The sequence below is a fragment of the Limosilactobacillus coleohominis genome (assembly GCF_016901675.1).
Taxonomy (GTDB): Bacteria; Bacillota; Bacilli; order Lactobacillales; family Lactobacillaceae; genus Limosilactobacillus; species Limosilactobacillus intestinavium.
This window is the reverse complement of the sequence record NZ_JACJKU010000030.1, coordinates 1-18,930: the sequence shown is the minus strand read 5'-3', so window position 1 is coordinate 18,930 and position 18,930 is coordinate 1. Positions and strand designations below refer to the sequence as shown.

Sequence of the window (18,930 nt, the reverse complement as noted above, 5' to 3'; positions counted from 1 at the left end):
TCCTTTCATATAGGTTTGATTCACTTAATATGATACCTGATGTCACGCCGAATGGCGTTTTTGCATTTACCACCAATTAGGTGGCTAACTTCATTCTATAATCCACCAAGCTAAAATATTTAAAAATTATCAAAGGAGAAATAAACTTGAAAAAATTACGAATGATTAGCGGATTATTGTTGTTCGCTTTGATGATTACGGTAAGCTTTGGTTTTACCAAGCGGAACCAAAACCAATGGGTTAATTCCAAGACACCAACCATTTTTGTCCATGGCTACGGGAGCAGTTATAATGCTGAAAAATACATGGTCAACCACGCTCGCAAAGCTGGTGTGACATCGACCGTTGTATTAGCCCGGGTTGATAAAAATGGCTCAGTTAAGCTTAGCGGACCATCAATTAAAAATAAACGGAACCCAATTGTGGAAGTCAATTTAGCCAATAATAAGCAGGTTGATATGAATGAAGGGGCTCGATACATCAACAATGTAGTCCTCGCTTTACAAAAACGAGACGGGATTAAGAGCTATAACTTCGTTGCTCACTCTATGGGGAACATGGATGTCTTTGCATACCTTTCCAAGTATGGATCACAATCCAACGCACCAGAGCTTAAAAAGCAAGTTGTCTTAGCTGGTGGCGGTCTTGGCGGATGGGGAAATGATAATCGGATGTCCTCAAGTATGAAAGATTTGATGGGACAACTGAAGGATAATTATCCTCATGCAAAAGTGCTCAACATTGCTGGTAATTCAGGTCAGGGAACTGATGGGCGAGTACCTAATTCAGCATCTAGAAGTGTAAAAGCAATGCTGGGTGATCGGCCACAAAGTTATCGTTATGTTTTATACGAAGGTAGTCAGTATACTCACAGTAATTTGCATGAAAATGCGAAGGTTGCAAATAGAATTAACCAGTTCCTTTGGGGCAAGTAAGATCATTTGAGTTTAATGGAGCCTAGCGTTCGGGTACCGAGCGTTAGGCTCCATTTTTATAATGTGGTTTTAGTCATTAATTCAAATTTTTAATACATTTTGTTGCTTATCAACAAGATGTAGTTATAATGTTGATAAGCAACGAAAATAAAAAGGATGATGAAAATGACCACTTTATTAGTAATTCAAGCCCACCCTCACACAAGTAACAGCCTCTCTTTAACTGTTGGTCAGGAGTTTATCAAAGCCTATCAGATGGCTCATCCTAATGACCAAGTAATAATCCGTGACCTCTATGATAAGGATGGAGTGCCACCACTGAACGATGTCACCATGGAAGCCTGGCGTAAGCAAAAATTTGAAGAACCAATGACAACGGAAGAACAGGATCTCCTAAAGCGCCATGCTGAATGGTTAGAAGAATTCATTACAGCGGATAAATATGTATTTATTAATCCAATGTACAATCATTTCTTACCTGCCGAAATGAAACAATATCTAGATCTTACTGCAGTGGCACACAAAACTTTCAAATATACTTCTGATGGTCCGGTAGGATTATTGACCGGCAAGAAGTCCTTACACATTCAGGCTTCAGGTAGTGAATACCATAAGGGAGGCAAATGGAGCACCATTTCTTTCCTAATCAAAAAGGCGTTAGGAATTAAAAGTAAACAAAGTTCAGCTCTGATGGATTTAGGTGATACTTATTTAACTAGTATGTTGAAGTTCTATGGTGTTACCGATATTGAAAAGCTATTTATTGAAGGAGCAGATGCTCATCGTGATCAACGCCAGAACATTTTAAATCAGGCTCTGGTACAAGCTAGATCGATGGCACAAAGCTTCTGATATAATGGAGCTATTAAGAAACAGCGAGGCTTAAAAGATGGACGAGCAGGTAATTAATACAATTAGTCAGACCATTAGTAAGATTAGGGCACAACATGGTAACGTACATGGTTCGCAGGAACAACAATGGATGGAAAAACACGTGACGGACCTCAAATTAAAAGAGGTAGTTCCTAAGTTATCAATTATTGCATTCCATATTCTTTCAGCAATTGAAGATGATGAACAAACTGGAATTCAAATTGCTAAAAAGTTGAACGTCACCCGAGGCGGAGTAACGCGCGCTGCGAAAAAGCTAATTCAGTATGACTTGGTGCGTACTAATCAGCATCCGGATGACAAAAAGAAAATTTACTATTCATTGACTGAAAGCGGCCGAGCGTTAGCATTACTGCATGATCAATTACACAAAACGATCCAGTCGACACTCGTTAACCAATTAACTGCCAAGTATTCACAAGATGAATTACAGACGGTTTCCCATTTTTTAACTGACTTATACCGCTTAGAAGGGGAACTTTAAAATAACGAGAACACACAAAAACCGGTGAACAGCCCATTTGGACTTAATCACCGGTTTTATTTAGTCATTGGCTGCGAGCCAATTTGCTAAAACATTTTGGTAATTTTCTGGTTGTTCAACAAATGACATGTGACGAGCACCAGCAAAAAGTACCCACTTGGCATTAGGTAGTGCGTCATACATTGTTTTAGCAACCAACGGCGTACAAAGGTCGTTGGTACCACTAGTAATTAATGTCGGAACGTACATATGGTGCAGTTTATCAGTATATTCATAATTGCCCAGGTTACCTTGCGGAGTGTACTCGTTTGGACCCCAGGCAGTGTTATAGGCAAGTGTTCCGACACGTTTAGGACGCGTTAGACATTCTGGTGCGCTTTTTGAATAAGGAGCATGGCTATGTAATGCCATGAAATGGTCATTTGCTCGCAGGTAATCATCTCCAGAAAAATCATTTTGGTGTTCAGCATTTTCAATCGCCGTTTGCTCGTCTTGAGGTAATTGTTTAATTAATCGATGGTTCTCTTTGCTCCAAAGTTTCGCAGAAGAGAGGGTGCTGGCAAAAGTTGCGCTCTTAATTCCTGCAGGCATTTCATCACAAAGGTAAATAATTTCCAGCATGCCACCCCATGATTGTCCCAATAAATGGACCCGGTCTAAATGAAGATAATCGCGTAATGCTTTCAGTTCCTCAACCCAGGTATTGGCATTATAAACACTTGGGTCATCTGGGATTGATGATTGACCACAACCAATTTGATCGTACATAACTAATTGTCGACCAGTGCGTTTAGCAAAGTCATCAAAAATTTCAAAGTAGTTATGAGTTGATCCTGGACCGCCATGCAACATCAAGAGCGGTGCTTTATTACTTTTTTGCCCGACAATTCGATAATAAGTTTGGTAACCATGAAACGGCATGAACCCTTCTTGGACTTGTACCATGAGGAACCTTCCTTTCAGTAGTAAATGTTACTTTTATTATAGTCGTTGTCTAATAATCACTGCAATAAATTGTGAAAGCGTACGCAATGTCATATAATTAACATGTACAGAACACTACATAAGGAGGTCGTATTTATGCCATGTACAACTTTATTAGCGGGTAAAAAGGCGACAGTCGATGGCTCAACGATGATTGCGAGAAATGAAGACTATGGACACGCACTAAACCCGAAGCGATTTGTGGTTGTGAAACCAGCAGATCAACCGAAAGAATATCAATCCATTACCACGAAGTGCAAAGTAGACCTTCCTGATAATCCAATGCAATACACTGCCTTACCAGAAAATGATACTAAAATTAAAACAATGGGTGAATGGGCCGAAGGTGGAATTAACTCTGCTAACGTTACCATGTCAGCAACCGAAACTAGTACTACAAACTCACGAGTTTTAGGAGTAGATCCACTGGTTAAGAAGGGAATTGGTGAAGAAGATTTTGTCACCATTATACTTCCATATATCCATTCTGCTCGTGAAGGGGTTCAATTACTTGGTAACTATTTAGCTAAGTATGGAACCTATGAATCTAACGGGGTAATTTTCTCCGACAAGGACGAAATTTGGTACATGGAAACCATTGGGGGTCACCACTGGGCTGCTAAGCGGGTTCCCGATGATTGCTATGTTGTTGCTCCAAACTGGTTTACCATTACTGATTTTGAATTCAATACTGATGACACAATGGCATCAGATGATTTGGAACAAATGATTAATGATCATCACATGAACGTGGATGGTGGAGATACATACAATCTCCGGCACATTTTTGGTAGCCATCTGGATTCCGATTATGAATACAACGTTCCACGGGAATGGTACATTCAAAAACTGTTTAACCCATCTGATGAAGAACCAGTTGATAATATTGACTTACCATTTGCACGGAAGCCTGAACACAAGCTAACACTTGAAGACTTCAAGTACGCTTTGAGTTCTCACTATCAACGGACACCATATGACATCTACAATGAAGACAGCACGGATGCAGAACGGCACCAATTCCGTCCAGTAGGGATTCAACGTAACCAAGAAATCCACGTTCTACAAATTCGGAATGATGTTCCTGAAAAGATTGCCGGAATCTGCTGGATTGCCTTTGGACCAAACCCATACAATGCGATTGCACCATTCTATGCCAACGTTAACGATACTCCAGCTACTTACCGTGATACCGCAGAAAAATTTGATATTACCAAGATGTACTGGATTTCACACGTGATTGCAACCATCGGTGATGATCACCACCGTCGTTACAATATGACAATTGAAGAAATGCAACGGAGTACAGTGGCCCAAGGTCGTCATATCTTATTAGAAACTGACCCAGTTGCTGAATCACTTGATGGCAGCGAACTGCAAGCAAAGCTTGAAGAAGCCAACAATAAGATTGCGGATGCTGCTTACCAAGCTGCCATGAAGTGCCTTGGCGACATGGTAAAGAATGGAACATTACAAATTCAATTGAATCACTAATCATGAACAGAAGCGCCGACTGAAAAGGCGCTTTTATTTTGCACTCAATAACTTCTTAAAGTCTTCGCAAAACCTTGTAATAACTTTTTGGTCAAAATTAGTCAAAAGGTATTAACATTTTGAAAAAAAGGACTATAACAGAAGGTGAAAAGAGGTCAATCATTATGGAAATTCAAAATGAAACAATTCAAAACATGAAGAAGTATGATTTTGATGTTACGGATAATGATGACAAGCAAGTTGATCTAACCAAGATTAACGCCGAGCCAAAGGATGAACAATTTGACTTACGGATTAAGAATCACATTGTTCAAGACAATATGACGGAAGACCAAATTGTGAACTCCGTAAATGATTTGTTTGCTTCAGCAGCATAAAGTTTAATGAACCGAAAGGGTTAGAATGCTGGTAATTAAAATCCCCTTAGAGCTAATTTTTAACTCTAAGGGGATTTCTTGTGAGTAAAATTAAGAATAAATTACCCTTTTTCACCACGGGATTGGCGATCCATATTTTCTATAACAATATCAAAAATATCACCTAAACTGGCAAGGTAATCAATAACTTTACCGGGATAATCTGTGTGGTAATGGACTTTCATTAATTCACTGTCACCACCTACGATTAGTGAATTACCAACAAATTTTTCGGTAATTTCTTTACGTAGTTCACTTTCAGAAAGGGAAATCCCTTCAATTAATGCTTGTGTGTCAAATTGGTATTGTTCCATTAAATAACCTCCAAGTATGCATATCATTATTGCACTTATTTAGGTAAAACAAAGTTTACTGATAAAAAGGAAGTGAATATTGTGCAATCAGTATACAATGAAAATATGATTATGTACAAACATTTATGGAACTTAATATTGTCTAGTTTCTGAACAGTTAGGGTGAAAGATCTTTCAGAAGAGTTCATCGCCCATTTGAGAATGTGGTATATTATTAAGTAACATTAACGATAAGTGAGGGATTATTATGAGTAAGTATGTTGTAGAACTTAGTGCTGAAGACTTACAAATGTTGAAGGATTGTCATTCTAAGAATCCTTCCATTATGAAGTCATTAAATGACGCTAAGAAAGAAGACTAAATTATAGATTATAAAAGAAGCTGCATTAAATACCGATTGAGGATGTCGATATTTAATGCAGCTTTTTTATTTTTGCCTCAAAGATTTAGGGACCACTCGCCAAATCGTAATCAAGATCATGACAACGAAAATGAAGAGCATGATGAACGCATGTTGCGTACCAATAGCGGTGGCATTAGCACCTGATCCTCCGCGTTGACTAAGAGCAACGATCATCGCAGTGAGGGATGTCCCTAATGAACCAGCAAATTGCTGGAGAGTATTTAAAAAGGCATTTCCCTGAGTTTGTTGATGATGTGGAAGTGAGGCCAATGCACTTGTCATGATTGTTCCCATCATACATCCCATTCCAACCATGTAGAAGATATAAACGAACATAATACTCTGGTTGCTCATCCGGAGGGTAATGGTTGTGAAAATAATGATTGACAAAGCCATTAATCCGGCACCGGTCATCACGGGTTTACGAGGGCCCAACTTATCCAAGAGTCTTCCGCCAATAGGTGCAAAGATTGCTCCGCCAATACCAGCCGGCATGACAACGAGACCAGCAGTTAAAGCAGTATTACCGTTTACCAGTTGAATATAATTTGGTAGAAGAAAAGCGAATCCGAGTGAACACATTTGAGTCAAAAAGAATATTAAAACGTGTCCTGCAAAACGGTGGTTTGTAAATAACCGGAAATCTAAGATTGGTGTTTCCAAATGCAGTGAGCGAATAATTAGTAGCACCATGGCAATTAGTCCCATGAGGATAGCACCGCCAACTTGCCAGCTCATCACTGAAACGGCAGACAAATTACTGAACCCGTATACCATTCCGCTGAATGTAATGGCAATGAGTATGCAACTAATGAAGTCCAACGAAACCTGACGTAATGGGGATTTCTGCTGAATTCCCCAAATTCCTAGAAATAATGAAATAAGGAGAAAAGGAAGTAGGATGATGAAGATCCAGCGCCAACCGAGACTAGTGGTGATGATTCCACCGAGAGTTGGACCGATTGCTGGGGCAATCCCAGTAATAAGGTTTCCAAAGCCCATCATCATCCCCAATTTTGATTTGGGAATCTGTTCCATAATGATGTTAAACATTAACGGTAATGAAATACCAGTACCAATCCCTTGAATGGCTCGCCCCAGTAGAAGAACCCAGAAGCTGGGTGCAGTGCTATCAATAACGACCCCACAAATGAATAAGGAGATTGCCGTGATAAAAAGAGTTTTGGTTTTAAATTTTGCTTTTAGGATGGCTGATAGTGGGACAATAATTGCGACAATTAACAGGTAAATTGAGGTCATCCATTGGACAATGTTAGTTGTAACACCGAATTGGTGCATTAACTTTGGGAAAGCAATGTTCATGGATGTTTCTACAATAACGCCACAAAATGACATTAAACCGGTGGCTACAATGGCAGCAATGGTTTTATTTGAAATTGTTTCAGGCTGACTATTCATGGTCGATCCTCCTTAATGCTTCCAATACTTTTACCACAGTTTCTAATTCAGCGGACGTGAATTGTTGACGGAGCTGTTTTTGATGTTGGTTAATGTAATCATTAATAACCGGAATGAGTGCGACCGCCTGCTCGGTCAGTTGAACATCTCTTATTCGGCGGTCTTGAGAATTAGTTTGTCGAACAATTAGTCGACGTTTTTCCATTCGTTGGAGAATGATGGTGGTGGTTGAACGCTGGATATTGAATTCATTTTCTAGAGCTTTTTGTGGAGCACGGTGCTCTGGACAGCGGCTCAGGTAATCAATCATTGACATCTGGACACCTGTAAGATCATACTTTTTCGCAAATTGGTTCATTTGCCGATTTAAAGTAATATCTGTCTGTTTAACCAATTTACCAATATCGGGAATATTCAAATTTAACAGCTCCTCAAAGGTAATTATCGGTCTAGATTATAATTAAGAATTTGTTAGCTGTCAAACAATCATTGAACATCATTAGAACTTCAATGATATAATAATAATTACTGGGAGGTGGACGAGATGAACAAATACTTAGTATTGCAAAAGGTGCTGGAACGGGGCAGTTTTACCAAAGCTGCAGCAGAGCTTGGCTATACCCAATCTTCAGTTAGCCAGTTAGTGGCTTCATTGGAGGATGAGTTAGGAATCAAAATGCTGATTCGTTCGCGAAACGGGATTCGGCTTACCGCTGAAGGACAACGGATTTGGCCGAGTATTGAAAGAATGCTGAATGATTATGAAATGCTAGAACAAAAGGTCGCAGAAGTTAAGGGCTTAAAGGACGGCAAGATCCGGATTGGTGCTATTTCTAGCATTACCAGTCATTGGTTGCCACAGTTGATTAGTAATTTCAAACAAAACTATCCCGATGTTGAATTCGTGATGTACCAAGGGGATTACGATTCGATCCCGCAGTGGATTAAAGAAGGGGTAGTGGATATCGGATTTACTACGCCGCGACAAAGTAATGGATTAACAGTAGTGCCTTTAAAAAAGGTGAAATGCAGGCGATTATTCCAGAGAACCATCCGTTAGCAAAACAACCAGGAAAACCATTACCATTATCCGCATTGGCTGATCAACCATTGATTTTATTGGAAGAGGGAACTTATAGCGAACCGCTAGCGGCGTTTGACCGAGCAGGAGTTAAACCAAAAGTGGAATATCGAATTCATGATGATTACACAATTATGAATATGGTCGAAAAAGGCTTAGGAATCAGCATTTTAGCCAACTTGGTTTTACTACGGATGCCATTTCATTTTGTTCGTCGACCACTGAAACCACGTATTATGAGAGAAATCGGGGTAGCTTTTAAAAGTCGTCAGGAACTGCCACTCGTTTGTCAGAAGTTCGTTGACGAGATTATTAGTCAACGGGATCAATTACCTTAATTTTTTGTTCTTTATATTAGAAAAACTGATTTTACCATTACTATTATTTGTTTTACTGATAAAACATGTACCACTATAATTAAACTCAACAAAGGGAGATGGTAATGATGAAAATGTACGTAGCAGATGCCTTTACTGACCAGCTGTTTCATGGTAACCCAGCAGCGGTTTGCTTTGTTGATCGTTGGCCCCGGGAAGAATTAATGATGAAAATTGCAATGGGAAATCGTTTTTCTGAAACTGCCTTTGCAATTCGCCGTACCGCTAGCCAGTATGACCTAAGGTGGTTCACCCCTGGTGGTGAAATTGGTCTTTGTGGCCATGCAACGCTAGCAACAGCCTTCATTATTTTTCAAACGGCTGCTCCTGAAGATACGGATACAATTACTTTTACCACAACCAAAAGTGGCCAATTAACGGTTACTAAAATTGATGATCGTTATGAAATGAGTTTTCCTTCTTACCAGTTGCAAAAGATCGCGGTCACTGATGAAATGGCTACGGCATTTGGTGAGCGTCCACTAGAAGCTTACCTGGGACGTGATTTACTGTGTGTCTTTGACGATCCAGAAAAAGTAGTGGCGATGAAGCCTAATCAAAAACGTTTAGCCCAACTTCCCGGACTATTGCAAAATGTTACTGCTCCTGGCAAGCAATATGATTGTGTTTCACGTTCATTTGCTCCAAAATTAAAGGTTCCAGAAGATCCTGTATGCGGGAGCGGTCACTGCCACATTATCCCTTATTGGGCGAAACGACTTGGCAAAAATCAGTTAGTCGCATATCAAGCGTCACAACGTGGTGGTGTTTTATATTGCACTTATGAAGGTGAACGTACCAAGTTAGCTGGAAAGGCAGTTCTTTATTCAAGTGGACAGTTGCATTTAAATGAAGATGATTAAATCAAATTAACCTTTACTTTCTTCTGGTAAATACGGTAAAGTAATGGTAGTAGAAATGAATTCGAAGAGCTATAGCAGAGCTAACCACTGCTATGGCTTTTTATTTGCTGGAGGGATTTTTTTGACAACAACACAACGAGTCAGTGGTAAAACATATGGGGGGATTTTTTCAGTTGCACTCTTAAGTTTCATCGGAATACTAACAGAGACTGCAACTAACGTTACTTACCCAGAACTGTCACGGGTTTTCAATATTTCGTTGGATACTACTCAATGGATTACGGCTGGTTACTTGCTGATGGTTACTATCATAATGGGAACGACGTCTTTCTTGTTAAAGCGAGTACCGATTAAACGTCTTCAGTTTGTGGCGGTAGCTGCCTTTATTATTGGTGACATCATCTGTGCAACATCCATGAATTTTCCCGTGTTATTGTTTGGACGGTTTATTCAAGCAGCGGCGACAGGACTTTCAACGCCTATGATGTTCCAATTAATCTTCACTCAAATTCCTCGTCATAAACTAGGTTCCATGACGGGAGTAGCTGCAATGATTATTTCTTTTGCACCGGCGTTAGGGCCTACTTATGGTGGAATTGTTGCCACTAACATGTCATGGCGGATGATCTTTTGGCTTATCTTGCCGCTGGCACTGATTTCGTTACTACTAGGGCAGTGGCTTATTACCAATATTCCACTCACGGAATCGAAACCGTTTAGTACTGCTAGCTTTGTTCTATTGGCCCTTTCAATGACGGTCTGGATTTATTCACTATCAGTAATCGGTAAGAGCGGCTTCGGGTTACGCTTTTGGAGCTGCCTGATTATCTCACTAATCCTTTTTGCATGCTTTGTGAAAGTCAATGTTAGTGGGACAACAGAATTAGTCGATTTAAGCATTTTCCACCACTTACCTGTAGCCTTGAATGGTTGGAATTACTTTAACCAACAATTTGTTAATATTGGAATTTCATTGGTTATTCCTGTGTACGCTCAATACACATTACATGCCTCAGCGTTTATTTCAGGACTGATTTTATTACCTGGTGCAATCTGTGGAGCGATTATTTCGCCATTCGCTGGTCACTTGGCAGACCGCTATGGATTCCGCTTCCCAGTGATGCTGGGGAATACGCTATTTGTCATTGGTGGTTTATCATTTTGGGTTTTGCAAAAACACCTGACACCATGGTTAATGATGGTATTATTTATCATTCTGCGGAGTGGGTTTAACTTTGCATTTTCCAACACCATTTCCAATGCCACGGTTAACGTGTCGGCTGAAAATGCTGCGGATGTTAGCTCGGTATTTAATATGATTCAGCAATTTGCTGGTGCTACTGGAGTAGTTTTTCTCGCCTCGCTAATGGCAATTTTTCAAAATCATGGAACCGGGTCAATGGCTACCAGAACATACGCTGGTGGACGATTAGACTTTATTATGACCGTAGTTCTAACGATTATGACACTGGTAATTTCAATGGCTAACTACCATTACCAAGCAAAAAACAAGCAATAAATTATACGGCAAGCTAAAAGTCAAAGGAGACTACTGGCTTGCTGTTTTTATATTCATTTTTTCTATGATTAACCATAAAAAATTAGTATTTAACATCAATTCCCCGGATTAGTATAATTAAGAAAAGCGATGAGAAGAGAATACGAGGGGAGTGTTGCCAATGAAAAAACGTTTTGGTTGGTGGACTTTGATTGTCATTTTAGTGCTGGTTATTGGTGGCTTTGGGTGGAGATCAATCCATCGGGCACAAGCAGCTAAAAAATATGTTGACTCAACGACACCAACAATATTTGTTCATGGTTGGGGTAGTAGTTACCGTGCTGAACGGCAAATGGCTAATTATGCTAAAGAACAAGGTGTTACAAATACCATTGTTTGGGTGAATGTGGCTAAGTCAGGCAAGGTAACGTGGCACGGAACAATTAAAAAGGGTGCTAAGAACCCCATCATTGAAGTCAACCTTGCCGACAATAAGAGTTTAAGTGGGCGCGAAAGTGATGTTGCGAGCGCTTATAGCAAGAGTAGCGACTATGTCAAAGATGTCGTTGACTCGATGCAAAGTAAGTACCACTTTAAATCTATGAACCTGGTTGGTCACTCGATGGGGAATTTGCAGATTGCTTATTACATTATGAATAATGCTAATGATCCTAAGATGCCAACGTTGAAACACCAAGTGGCAATTGCCGGTCACTTTAATGGTTTAACGATGGAACCGGGTGTTAAAGGTATTACTGTTAATAAGCAAACTGGTGAACCAAGTAAGATGCTTCCCGAATACAAAGGATTGCTGAACTTACGGAACGTTTACCCAACTAGTGCGCGGGTACTGAACATTTATGGTGATTTGCAAGACGGTAGTCATTCTGATAGCCAAGTGCCAGTGAACGCAGCGAAAGCCTATAAGTATCTAGTTGCTGGACGTGCTAAGTCATACCAAGAAAAGCAAATTAATGGTAAGATGGCTCAACACAGTAAGCTGCATGAAAACAAACAAGTTGATCGTCTACTGGTAGACTTCTTGTGGGCGAAATAAAGAAAGGAAGAACGATTTATGAAAAACGCAATTTTAGCTAAAGCAGGCGAAATGAAGATTGTTGAAAGTGACAAGCCAACAATTCAAAAACCAGACGATGTGATTTTAAAGGTGGTTCGGGCTTGTGTTTGTGGTTCTGATTTATGGAACTTCCGCGGAATTAACAAAGTTGAACCAAATTCTGAAAACTCCGGTCATGAAGCATTAGGAATTGTAGAAGAAGTTGGTGACGACATTACAACTGTTAAACCAGGTGATTTCGTAATCGCACCATTTACTCATGGTTGTGGTCATTGTGCTGCATGTTTAGCTGGTTTTGATGGTGTTTGCCAAGACCACACTGATAACTTCTCTAGTGGAACCCAAGCAGAATACATTCGTTTCCAACATGGTCAATGGGCATTAGTAAAGGTACCAGGCAAGCCAAGTGACTACAGTGAAGGCATGCTGAAGTCATTATTGACACTTGCTGACGTCATGGCAACTGGTTACCATGCTGCACGGGTAGCAAACGTAAAGCCTGGTGACACCGTTGTTGTCATGGGTGACGGGGCCGTTGGTTTATCTGCAATTATTGCCGCTAAGCTCCGTGGTGCTAGTCAAATCATTTCAACTAGTCGTCACGAAGATCGTCATCAATTAGCCGTTGAATTTGGTGCAACTGACAATGTTGCTGAACGTGGTGACGATGCAGTAAAGGCTATTATGGACTTGACTCATGGAAACGGTGCTGACGCTGTTCTTGAATGTGTAGGGACTGAACAATCCACCGACACTGCAATGAAGGTTGCACGTCCGGGTGCAATCGTTGGTCGGGTTGGTTTGCCACACGCTCCAGCAATGGACATGACTACACCGTTCTACACCAATACAGCGATTGCCGGTGGCCCAGCTTCAGTTACTACTTACGACAAGCAAGTATTATTGAAGGCGGTCTTGGATGGTAAGATTAACCCAGGAAAAGTCTTTACCAAGACCTTTACCTTGGATCAAATCAACGACGCCTACCAAGAAATGGCTGACCGTAAGGTAATCAAGTCATAGATCAAAGTAAGTGACTAATAGAAGTTTATGATTAAGGGGCTCTCAGGGTGCAAAATCACCCTGGGGGCCTTTTTGAGATGGTCATAAAATAATTCATCAGGATGGATGATCGATAATTGCCTTTTCTTTGATTTACGTGTATTCTGAAAAATGCATTATTTTATTAGGGAGAAAAATTTTGAGTCGAAAACGAAAGTTTATTTTATCAATCATGATTCTGGGAACCTTTTTTGGGATTATGTGTTCCACGATGATGAATATTGCGCTGCCCATTTTAATGAGGGACTTTAATTTATCATCGGCAAGGGTTCAATGGGTAAGCAACGGTTATATGTTGGTCAATGCATTGATGATTCCGGTAAGTGCATATTTAATAAAGAAATATTGTTACCGTAACTTATTCATCATCTTCACCGCGATTTTTGGTATCGGAACCATTATCGGTGCTATTGCGCCAACATTTCAGGTGATCGTGTTAGGAAGAATGATTCAGGCGATCGGCTCTGGAATTATGATGCCATTAGTGAATGTTATGGCAATGAAGTATGCGGCTGATGGTCACCAAGGAGAGGTAATGGGAATTGTTGGGCTCGCCTTTAACTTTTCACCAATTATTGGGCCATCAGTAGCTGGGCTAATCTTGGACTTCTTTAGTTGGCGGTACCTATTCATCCTCGTGTTGCCGTTTATTGCGATCACATTAATCCTCTCCTGGATTGAAATGCCCCACTTGGCTACTAAGGAAAACCCTCAATTTAACGTCACTGGTTTAATCACTTGTAGTATTTCACTCTGGTTCTTATTAAATGGTTTCTCAAACTTTGGTAGTTTGCCATTTCTTAGCTTTGGAGTTGCTGGTGCATTGTTTATTGGGTTGCTCTTTCTTATTATATTTGTTGGTACGCAATGGCACAGCAAGCACCCATATGTTAACCTGCGAATCTTTCGCCACACCCAATTTACGTTAGCCATTATGGTAAATTGCTTACTAGTTTCGACGATGTATGGGAACACGATTTTACTGCCTTTGTTAGTTCAAAATGTAATGCACCAGAGTGCCTTTGTTTCTGGTTTAGTAATCTTGCCAGGGGCACTTTCTACAGGTTTGTTATCGCCAATTAGTGGACGCCTTTTTGATAAGTATCCAATCCGTTGGATGGTCACGTATGGTTTAATTGTGGACTTAATTGGAACAGCGATGCAGGCCTTTATTGGTGTTCATAGTGGTGCCATATTTGCCGCCTTCTGGCAGTGGGTCCGTCAATTTGGAATTGTGATGTTACTGATTCCATTGCAAACCGAGGCTTTAGCAATTTTGCCAAAGAACCAGTTACCTGATGGGGTAGCGATGTTTAATACGACTCGTCAGGTAGCAGCCAGTTTTGGAATGGCGTTTGTGGTTGCCATGGTCAACTTAACTGACAACCATTACCACGTTGGGACGTCTGCAGTCGGGATCCAAGTTGGGTTTATTACGTGTTTTGCTATTTTATGCTTTGCCTTAGTAATTGCCCAGTTTTTCCACACTAATCGGAAGGAATTTCAACATCAAACTAATTAAAAAAAGCAGCCAAACGATTGATACGTTTGGCTGCTCTTTCTTTGAATCACTAATAATTATCTTTGAATTGGTAAATTAATTTTACTGAAAGCCTTGAGTAAAGCAAGGACAATTAAGCTTTCAATTGGCCAAGAAATAATTTCTTTTGGTAGCCGGATTGCTAACAGGGCCATGAAGCTTTGACCAGTGGAGTGGCTGCTTAAACTCATGACATAGATCCACAATGTGTTGAAAAAGACATTAGTTACAGCGATTTGGCACAGTTCGTAAATGAAAATTCGTTGCCAAGTGACACGTTGGTTGTATAAGAACAAACCAGCAATTACTCCAGTGATAAATGCAGAGAATGTGTATCCTGGAAAGAACATTCCGCCACCGGTATTGAGGATCGTGTTACTAATCAGATCGTTCACAATCATTACCATTCCGCCTAGCCAAGGGCCTAAGCAATAACCGACTAACGCGGTAGCGATAAAACCAAGACTAACTTTTAGGACCGTAGGATTACCTACTGACATTTTTCCTAAAATCACCTCAAGGGCGGTTAGCATAGCGGCAAGTGTTAAATGACGAGTTGTCCATCGTGGACCAGAAAATGATAAAATTGACATGGTCAATAATCCTCCCTGAATTTTGATTTGTTAGGGAACACATTGACAAATTGTCGAGTGGTGAATGCGGACAACCAAGGTGGCGTTTGCCTTCTTCCACCGTTCACATTCCGTTCCGGTGGACAGTAACCCAGGAGGTCCTACCCCAACACCCGTTAATATATCTTATTTCCAAATATTATGCAATAGCATTTCTATATAATTAAGTTATTCACAAACTATAATTCATATATTCTTTATGAAAGTTCGGAAAGGAACCAAGATGCAAATTATTATATCACCAGCGCGTCGAATGAAAACGGACACAGATTCATTGCCAGCCAGTCAATTGCCAATGTATCTGGATAAGACCCAGCAGATATTGGATTATTTACGAAGCTTGTCATATTCAGAAATTCATCAGTTGTGGTGGAATTGTAGTGAAAAAATAGCTCGTCCAAACTATGAATGGGTTCACCAAATGCAACTGAAGCAAAATTTAACACCCGCAATCATCGCCTTTACAGGTCTGCAGTACCAATATATGGCACCAGATGTCTTTACCGATGATGAACTAGCGTACGTACAGGATCATTTAAAAATCATGTCTGGATTTTATGGAATGCTTCGCCCGTTTGACGGTATTGTACAGTACCGCTTAGGAATGGGAGATCGGGCAAAAGTTGCTGGTACTAAAAATCTATATCAATTCTGGGGGTCGCAGTTGGCCGATGACTTGTACCACAATAATGACATTGTTTTAAATCTGGCTTCACAAGAATATAGTAAAGCAATTCAACCGTACGTTAACGGCCAGCGTCAGTTTATAACCTGTCGTTTTGTTGAAATGATTGATGGTAAGCCCAAACAAAAGGCTACGCTGGCAAAAATGGCACGGGGGAATATGGTACGATACTTAGCTGCTCAGCAAGCGGCTACGTTAGACCAAGTCAAACAATTTGCGATTGGGTACCATTATGTTGCGGATTTGTCGACACCAACATTATTCACATTTTTGAAAGACGTCCGATCTTCGTCAGATTTTGATAATTAAAGCTGTTTTTAAACGAAAACGCTTTATACTAATAGTATGAAAAAAATAAAGGAGCATTATAAATTATGAGCGGCAACTACAGAAGTGTTTTCGACATTATTGGCCCAGTAATGGTTGGACCATCAAGCTCACACACTGCTGGAGCCGTTGCAATCGGCAAAGCAGCACGTTCAATTTTTCAAGAAGTTCCAAAAAAAGTAACGGTTCATTATTACGAATCATTTGCCAAAACCCATCGTGGTCATGGGACCGACTTTGCAATTGCAGCTGGGATTATGGGATTTCCGCCTGATGATGCCCGTGTTCCAATGGCACCTGAGTTGGCCAAAAAAGCCGGAATTGATATTCGCTTTGTCGAAGAGGAAGGCCCCAGCCCAATTAACCACCCGAATACTGCCATTTTGGATTTATCTGATGGCGATCAGCATAATACTCAAGTGGGTGGTTGCTCGGTAGGTGGCGGTGCCATTGAAATTCGTTCTATTAAAGTTCAGGGAGTAGAACTACATCCGAGCGGACCGCTACCAATTGTGCTTTACTTGGATCGCGATAAAAATAAACCGTTAATTAAGGGCTTAGCTAAAATGCTTGATGAGAGTGCTAAGCTCAAGAAACAGCAAACTAAGTTGGTACATGATGGTGAACTATACGAATTTGACATGTTAAAGTATTTAAAGCCAAAACAAATTGCTGAATTGAAAGAAAAATTCAAGGGCATTGTCTGTTTAAAGTAGAGGGTTAGTCATGTTTGATAGTATTAAAGAATTAGTGGAAACTGCAACGAAGAGTGGCAAACCACTATCAGAATTAATTATTGATGCTGAAGTGAAGAGTTCGGGAGTCTCTCGTGAAGAAGTATGGGAAAAAATGAAGCGTAATCTTAATACGATGCGTCAAGCGGTCACCAAGGGTGAAACTGGAGAGGGAGTACATTCCCCAACAGGATTGACCGGTGGCGAAGCTATTAAGATTCGCGAATATCGAAAAAAGCATCAGACCTTATCTGGAGATGCAATGATGGGGGCAGTACAAGCAGCTGTAGCAACAAATGAGGTGAACGCTGCACTGGGGGTCATCTGTGCAACTCCAACAGCTGGTTCATCAGGAACCTTACCTGGAGTAATTGAGTCTTTGCAAAACCGCCTTGATTTAGATGAAGAAGCACTAATTAGGTTTCTGTTTACTGCTGGTGGATTTGGATTAATTATTGCTAACCATGCTGGCATTGCAGGAGCAACCGGTGGCTGCCAAGCAGAAGTTGGCAGTGCTTCCGGTATGGGAGCAGCAGCTGCAGTAGAAGCAGCCGGTGGTACTCCGCAGCAAAGCGCTGAGGCATTATCAATTGCCATTAGTAATCTACTAGGGCTAGTTTGCGATCCTATTGCAGGATTAGTTGAAGTACCATGTGTTAAGCGCAACGCGATTGGAACTGCTAATGCATTGGTATCAGCGGACATGGCATTGGCAGGATGCGTTAGTAAAATTCCTGCTGATGAATGTATCATGGCTCTTGATAAAGTTGGTAAGCAGTTACCGTCGTCACTGCGTGAAACAGGGATTGGCGGTTTAGCAGGGACACCAACTGGACAGGCAATTAAAGCTAAAATTTTTGGCGAAGATGCTTAGGAGTAAAGCAATGAGAACGGCTGAAGAGATCAAAAACGATATTATTGCGAGACTGGCAACGGTCATTGATCCCGAATTTCAAATGGATGTTGTGAACATGGGTTTTGTAGAAACAATTGACCTGGATCAGGATGGCATTTGCTTAGTGGAATTAACACTAGAAATTTTAGGCTGTCCCTTAACTGGGATGCTTGCACAGATGGTGAAGGATGCTGTAATGAAAGTTCCTGAAGTAAAAAACGTAGATGTGGAATTTATCACTACACCACGATGGACGCGTGATCGGATGAGCGACTATGCGAAGGTTACTTTGGGAGTATACTAGGAGAATGTTAAAAGGGGACTAACGCTCGATCGTTAGTCCCCTTTTGTAGTACTGTGTACTTTTGATGACTGTGGGTTTTAAAACTGTTGTAATACCTGATCTAGTAGGCTAGTGGCTTGGACAGCGTCAGCTAAACGGATATTTTCATTAGCTCCGTGTGCACGTGAATTGGCATTACCGATGCCAAAACCCAGAACGGGAAGCTTCAGAAGGCGCCCAAAAGCATATGCGGGACCAGCCCCAAAACTATTTGGTACGTATTCAACTCTATCGTTACCGTAAGCTTTTTTAGCGGCTTGGCTTACTAACTGAACAAATGGGTGAGTAACATCGCTACGGTAGCCAGGTTGACCTACCAAATACTTAACTTTGACATCTTCAAATCCGTTTTTAATTAATTGCTGTTGAACCAGTTCAGGAATCCTGGTTGGTTCTTGACTAGGGGCTAAGCGGAAATCTAGTTTTGCAGATGCGTACCGTGGTAAAACAGTTTTAACACCTTCATCTTGATAAC

General features: G+C 40.7%; 22 protein-coding genes and 1 riboswitch. Of the genes, 16 read left to right on the top strand and 6 right to left on the bottom strand.

Going from position 1 to position 18,930, the window contains the following annotated elements; translation table 11 throughout:
* The first annotated feature begins 146 nt into the window (after positions 1–146).
* The 3 genes from H5975_RS04225 (at position 147) to H5975_RS04215 (ending at position 2,310) form a co-directional block, all read left to right on the top strand.
* Positions 147–935: an alpha/beta hydrolase gene (locus tag H5975_RS04225; protein WP_204785005.1), complete on the top strand. Its 789-nt coding sequence runs from the start codon at positions 147–149 to the stop codon at positions 933–935.
* A gap of 165 nt (positions 936–1,100) precedes the next feature.
* On the top strand, positions 1,101–1,787 hold the full coding sequence (locus tag H5975_RS04220) for an FMN-dependent NADH-azoreductase (protein ID WP_204785004.1): 687 nt from the start codon (positions 1,101–1,103) through the stop codon (positions 1,785–1,787).
* 37 nt (positions 1,788–1,824) lie between these two features.
* Positions 1,825–2,310 (top strand): MarR family winged helix-turn-helix transcriptional regulator, encoded by a 486-nt coding sequence (locus tag H5975_RS04215; RefSeq protein ID WP_204785003.1) that lies wholly within the window; start codon positions 1,825–1,827, stop codon positions 2,308–2,310.
* Between the two features lie 60 nt (positions 2,311–2,370).
* Here H5975_RS04215 and pepI read toward each other — a convergent pair whose 3' ends face one another.
* Positions 2,371–3,255, bottom strand: a complete 885-nt coding sequence (pepI, locus tag H5975_RS04210) for a proline iminopeptidase (protein WP_239473140.1) — start codon at positions 3,253–3,255, stop codon at positions 2,371–2,373.
* A 135-nt stretch (positions 3,256–3,390) separates the two neighbouring features.
* Between pepI and H5975_RS04205 the strand changes: the two genes are divergently transcribed.
* Together H5975_RS04205 and H5975_RS04200 are read left to right on the top strand one after the other, a co-directional pair.
* A complete protein-coding gene (locus H5975_RS04205) occupies positions 3,391–4,788 on the top strand; it encodes a C69 family dipeptidase (protein WP_204785002.1) in 1,398 nt (465 codons plus the stop codon).
* Positions 4,789–4,952: 164 nt separating this feature from the next.
* On the top strand, positions 4,953–5,165 hold the full coding sequence (locus H5975_RS04200; RefSeq protein ID WP_204785001.1) for a hypothetical protein: 213 nt from the start codon (positions 4,953–4,955) through the stop codon (positions 5,163–5,165).
* A 101-nt stretch (positions 5,166–5,266) separates the two neighbouring features.
* Here the strand turns inward: H5975_RS04200 and H5975_RS04195 are convergent, their stop codons facing one another.
* The 3 genes from H5975_RS04195 to H5975_RS04185 form a co-directional block, all read right to left on the bottom strand.
* The gene (locus tag H5975_RS04195; RefSeq protein ID WP_204785000.1) at positions 5,267–5,518 is read right to left on the bottom strand and encodes a kinase to dihydroxyacetone kinase; all 252 of its coding nucleotides are present in this window, start codon (positions 5,516–5,518) and stop codon (positions 5,267–5,269) included.
* A 427-nt stretch (positions 5,519–5,945) separates the two neighbouring features.
* The gene (locus H5975_RS04190; RefSeq protein WP_204784999.1) at positions 5,946–7,340 is read right to left on the bottom strand and encodes an MDR family MFS transporter; all 1,395 of its coding nucleotides are present in this window, start codon (positions 7,338–7,340) and stop codon (positions 5,946–5,948) included.
* Positions 7,333–7,758: a MarR family winged helix-turn-helix transcriptional regulator gene (locus tag H5975_RS04185; RefSeq protein WP_239473139.1), complete on the bottom strand. Its 426-nt coding sequence runs from the start codon at positions 7,756–7,758 to the stop codon at positions 7,333–7,335. Before H5975_RS04185 ends, H5975_RS04190 begins: the two co-directional genes overlap by 8 nt.
* Before the next feature lie 126 nt (positions 7,759–7,884).
* Here H5975_RS04185 and H5975_RS08960 point away from each other — a divergent pair, with 126 nt between their 5' ends.
* The 7 genes from H5975_RS08960 to H5975_RS04150 all read left to right on the top strand — a co-directional run bounded on the left by H5975_RS08960 (position 7,885) and on the right by H5975_RS04150 (position 14,821).
* A complete protein-coding gene (locus tag H5975_RS08960) occupies positions 7,885–8,400 on the top strand; it encodes a LysR family transcriptional regulator (protein WP_204784998.1) in 516 nt (171 codons plus the stop codon).
* On the top strand, positions 8,367–8,759 hold the full coding sequence (locus H5975_RS08955; RefSeq protein ID WP_204784997.1) for a LysR family transcriptional regulator substrate-binding protein: 393 nt from the start codon (positions 8,367–8,369) through the stop codon (positions 8,757–8,759). Before H5975_RS08960 ends, H5975_RS08955 begins: the two co-directional genes overlap by 34 nt.
* A 104-nt stretch (positions 8,760–8,863) precedes the next feature.
* A complete protein-coding gene (locus H5975_RS04170) occupies positions 8,864–9,661 on the top strand; it encodes a PhzF family phenazine biosynthesis protein (RefSeq protein ID WP_204784996.1) in 798 nt (265 codons plus the stop codon).
* A 121-nt stretch (positions 9,662–9,782) separates the two neighbouring features.
* Positions 9,783–11,180 (top strand): MFS transporter, encoded by a 1,398-nt coding sequence (locus H5975_RS04165; RefSeq protein ID WP_239473138.1) that lies wholly within the window; start codon positions 9,783–9,785, stop codon positions 11,178–11,180.
* A 160-nt stretch (positions 11,181–11,340) separates the two neighbouring features.
* On the top strand, positions 11,341–12,216 hold the full coding sequence (locus tag H5975_RS04160) for an alpha/beta hydrolase (protein WP_204784994.1): 876 nt from the start codon (positions 11,341–11,343) through the stop codon (positions 12,214–12,216).
* Positions 12,217–12,234: 18 nt separating this feature from the next.
* Positions 12,235–13,260, top strand: a complete 1,026-nt coding sequence (locus tag H5975_RS04155; protein ID WP_204784993.1) for a zinc-binding dehydrogenase — start codon at positions 12,235–12,237, stop codon at positions 13,258–13,260.
* 175 nt (positions 13,261–13,435) lie between these two features.
* A complete protein-coding gene (locus H5975_RS04150) occupies positions 13,436–14,821 on the top strand; it encodes a DHA2 family efflux MFS transporter permease subunit (RefSeq protein ID WP_428832681.1) in 1,386 nt (461 codons plus the stop codon).
* A gap of 56 nt (positions 14,822–14,877) precedes the next feature.
* Here H5975_RS04150 and H5975_RS04145 read toward each other — a convergent pair whose 3' ends face one another.
* Positions 14,878–15,432 (bottom strand): folate family ECF transporter S component, encoded by a 555-nt coding sequence (locus H5975_RS04145; RefSeq protein WP_204784992.1) that lies wholly within the window; start codon positions 15,430–15,432, stop codon positions 14,878–14,880.
* Between the two features lie 56 nt (positions 15,433–15,488).
* A riboswitch (THF riboswitch) is annotated at positions 15,489–15,582 on the bottom strand.
* 112 nt (positions 15,583–15,694) lie between these two features.
* Between H5975_RS04145 and yaaA the strand changes: the two genes are divergently transcribed.
* The 4 genes from yaaA to H5975_RS04125 all read left to right on the top strand — a co-directional run bounded on the left by yaaA (position 15,695) and on the right by H5975_RS04125 (position 18,416).
* Positions 15,695–16,465, top strand: a complete 771-nt coding sequence (gene yaaA, locus H5975_RS04140) for a peroxide stress protein YaaA (RefSeq protein WP_204784991.1) — start codon at positions 15,695–15,697, stop codon at positions 16,463–16,465.
* 65 nt (positions 16,466–16,530) lie between these two features.
* The gene (gene sdaAB, locus H5975_RS04135; RefSeq protein ID WP_204784990.1) at positions 16,531–17,199 is read left to right on the top strand and encodes an L-serine ammonia-lyase, iron-sulfur-dependent subunit beta; all 669 of its coding nucleotides are present in this window, start codon (positions 16,531–16,533) and stop codon (positions 17,197–17,199) included.
* A 10-nt stretch (positions 17,200–17,209) separates the two neighbouring features.
* Positions 17,210–18,091 (top strand): L-serine ammonia-lyase, iron-sulfur-dependent, subunit alpha, encoded by an 882-nt coding sequence (gene sdaAA / locus H5975_RS04130; RefSeq protein ID WP_204784989.1) that lies wholly within the window; start codon positions 17,210–17,212, stop codon positions 18,089–18,091.
* Positions 18,092–18,101: 10 nt separating this feature from the next.
* Positions 18,102–18,416: a metal-sulfur cluster assembly factor gene (locus tag H5975_RS04125; protein ID WP_204784988.1), complete on the top strand. Its 315-nt coding sequence runs from the start codon at positions 18,102–18,104 to the stop codon at positions 18,414–18,416.
* Positions 18,417–18,493: 77 nt separating this feature from the next.
* Here the strand turns inward: H5975_RS04125 and H5975_RS04120 are convergent.
* The coding region (locus H5975_RS04120) for a M20/M25/M40 family metallo-hydrolase (RefSeq protein ID WP_204784987.1) at positions 18,494–18,930 on the bottom strand (437 nt) is incomplete at its 5' end.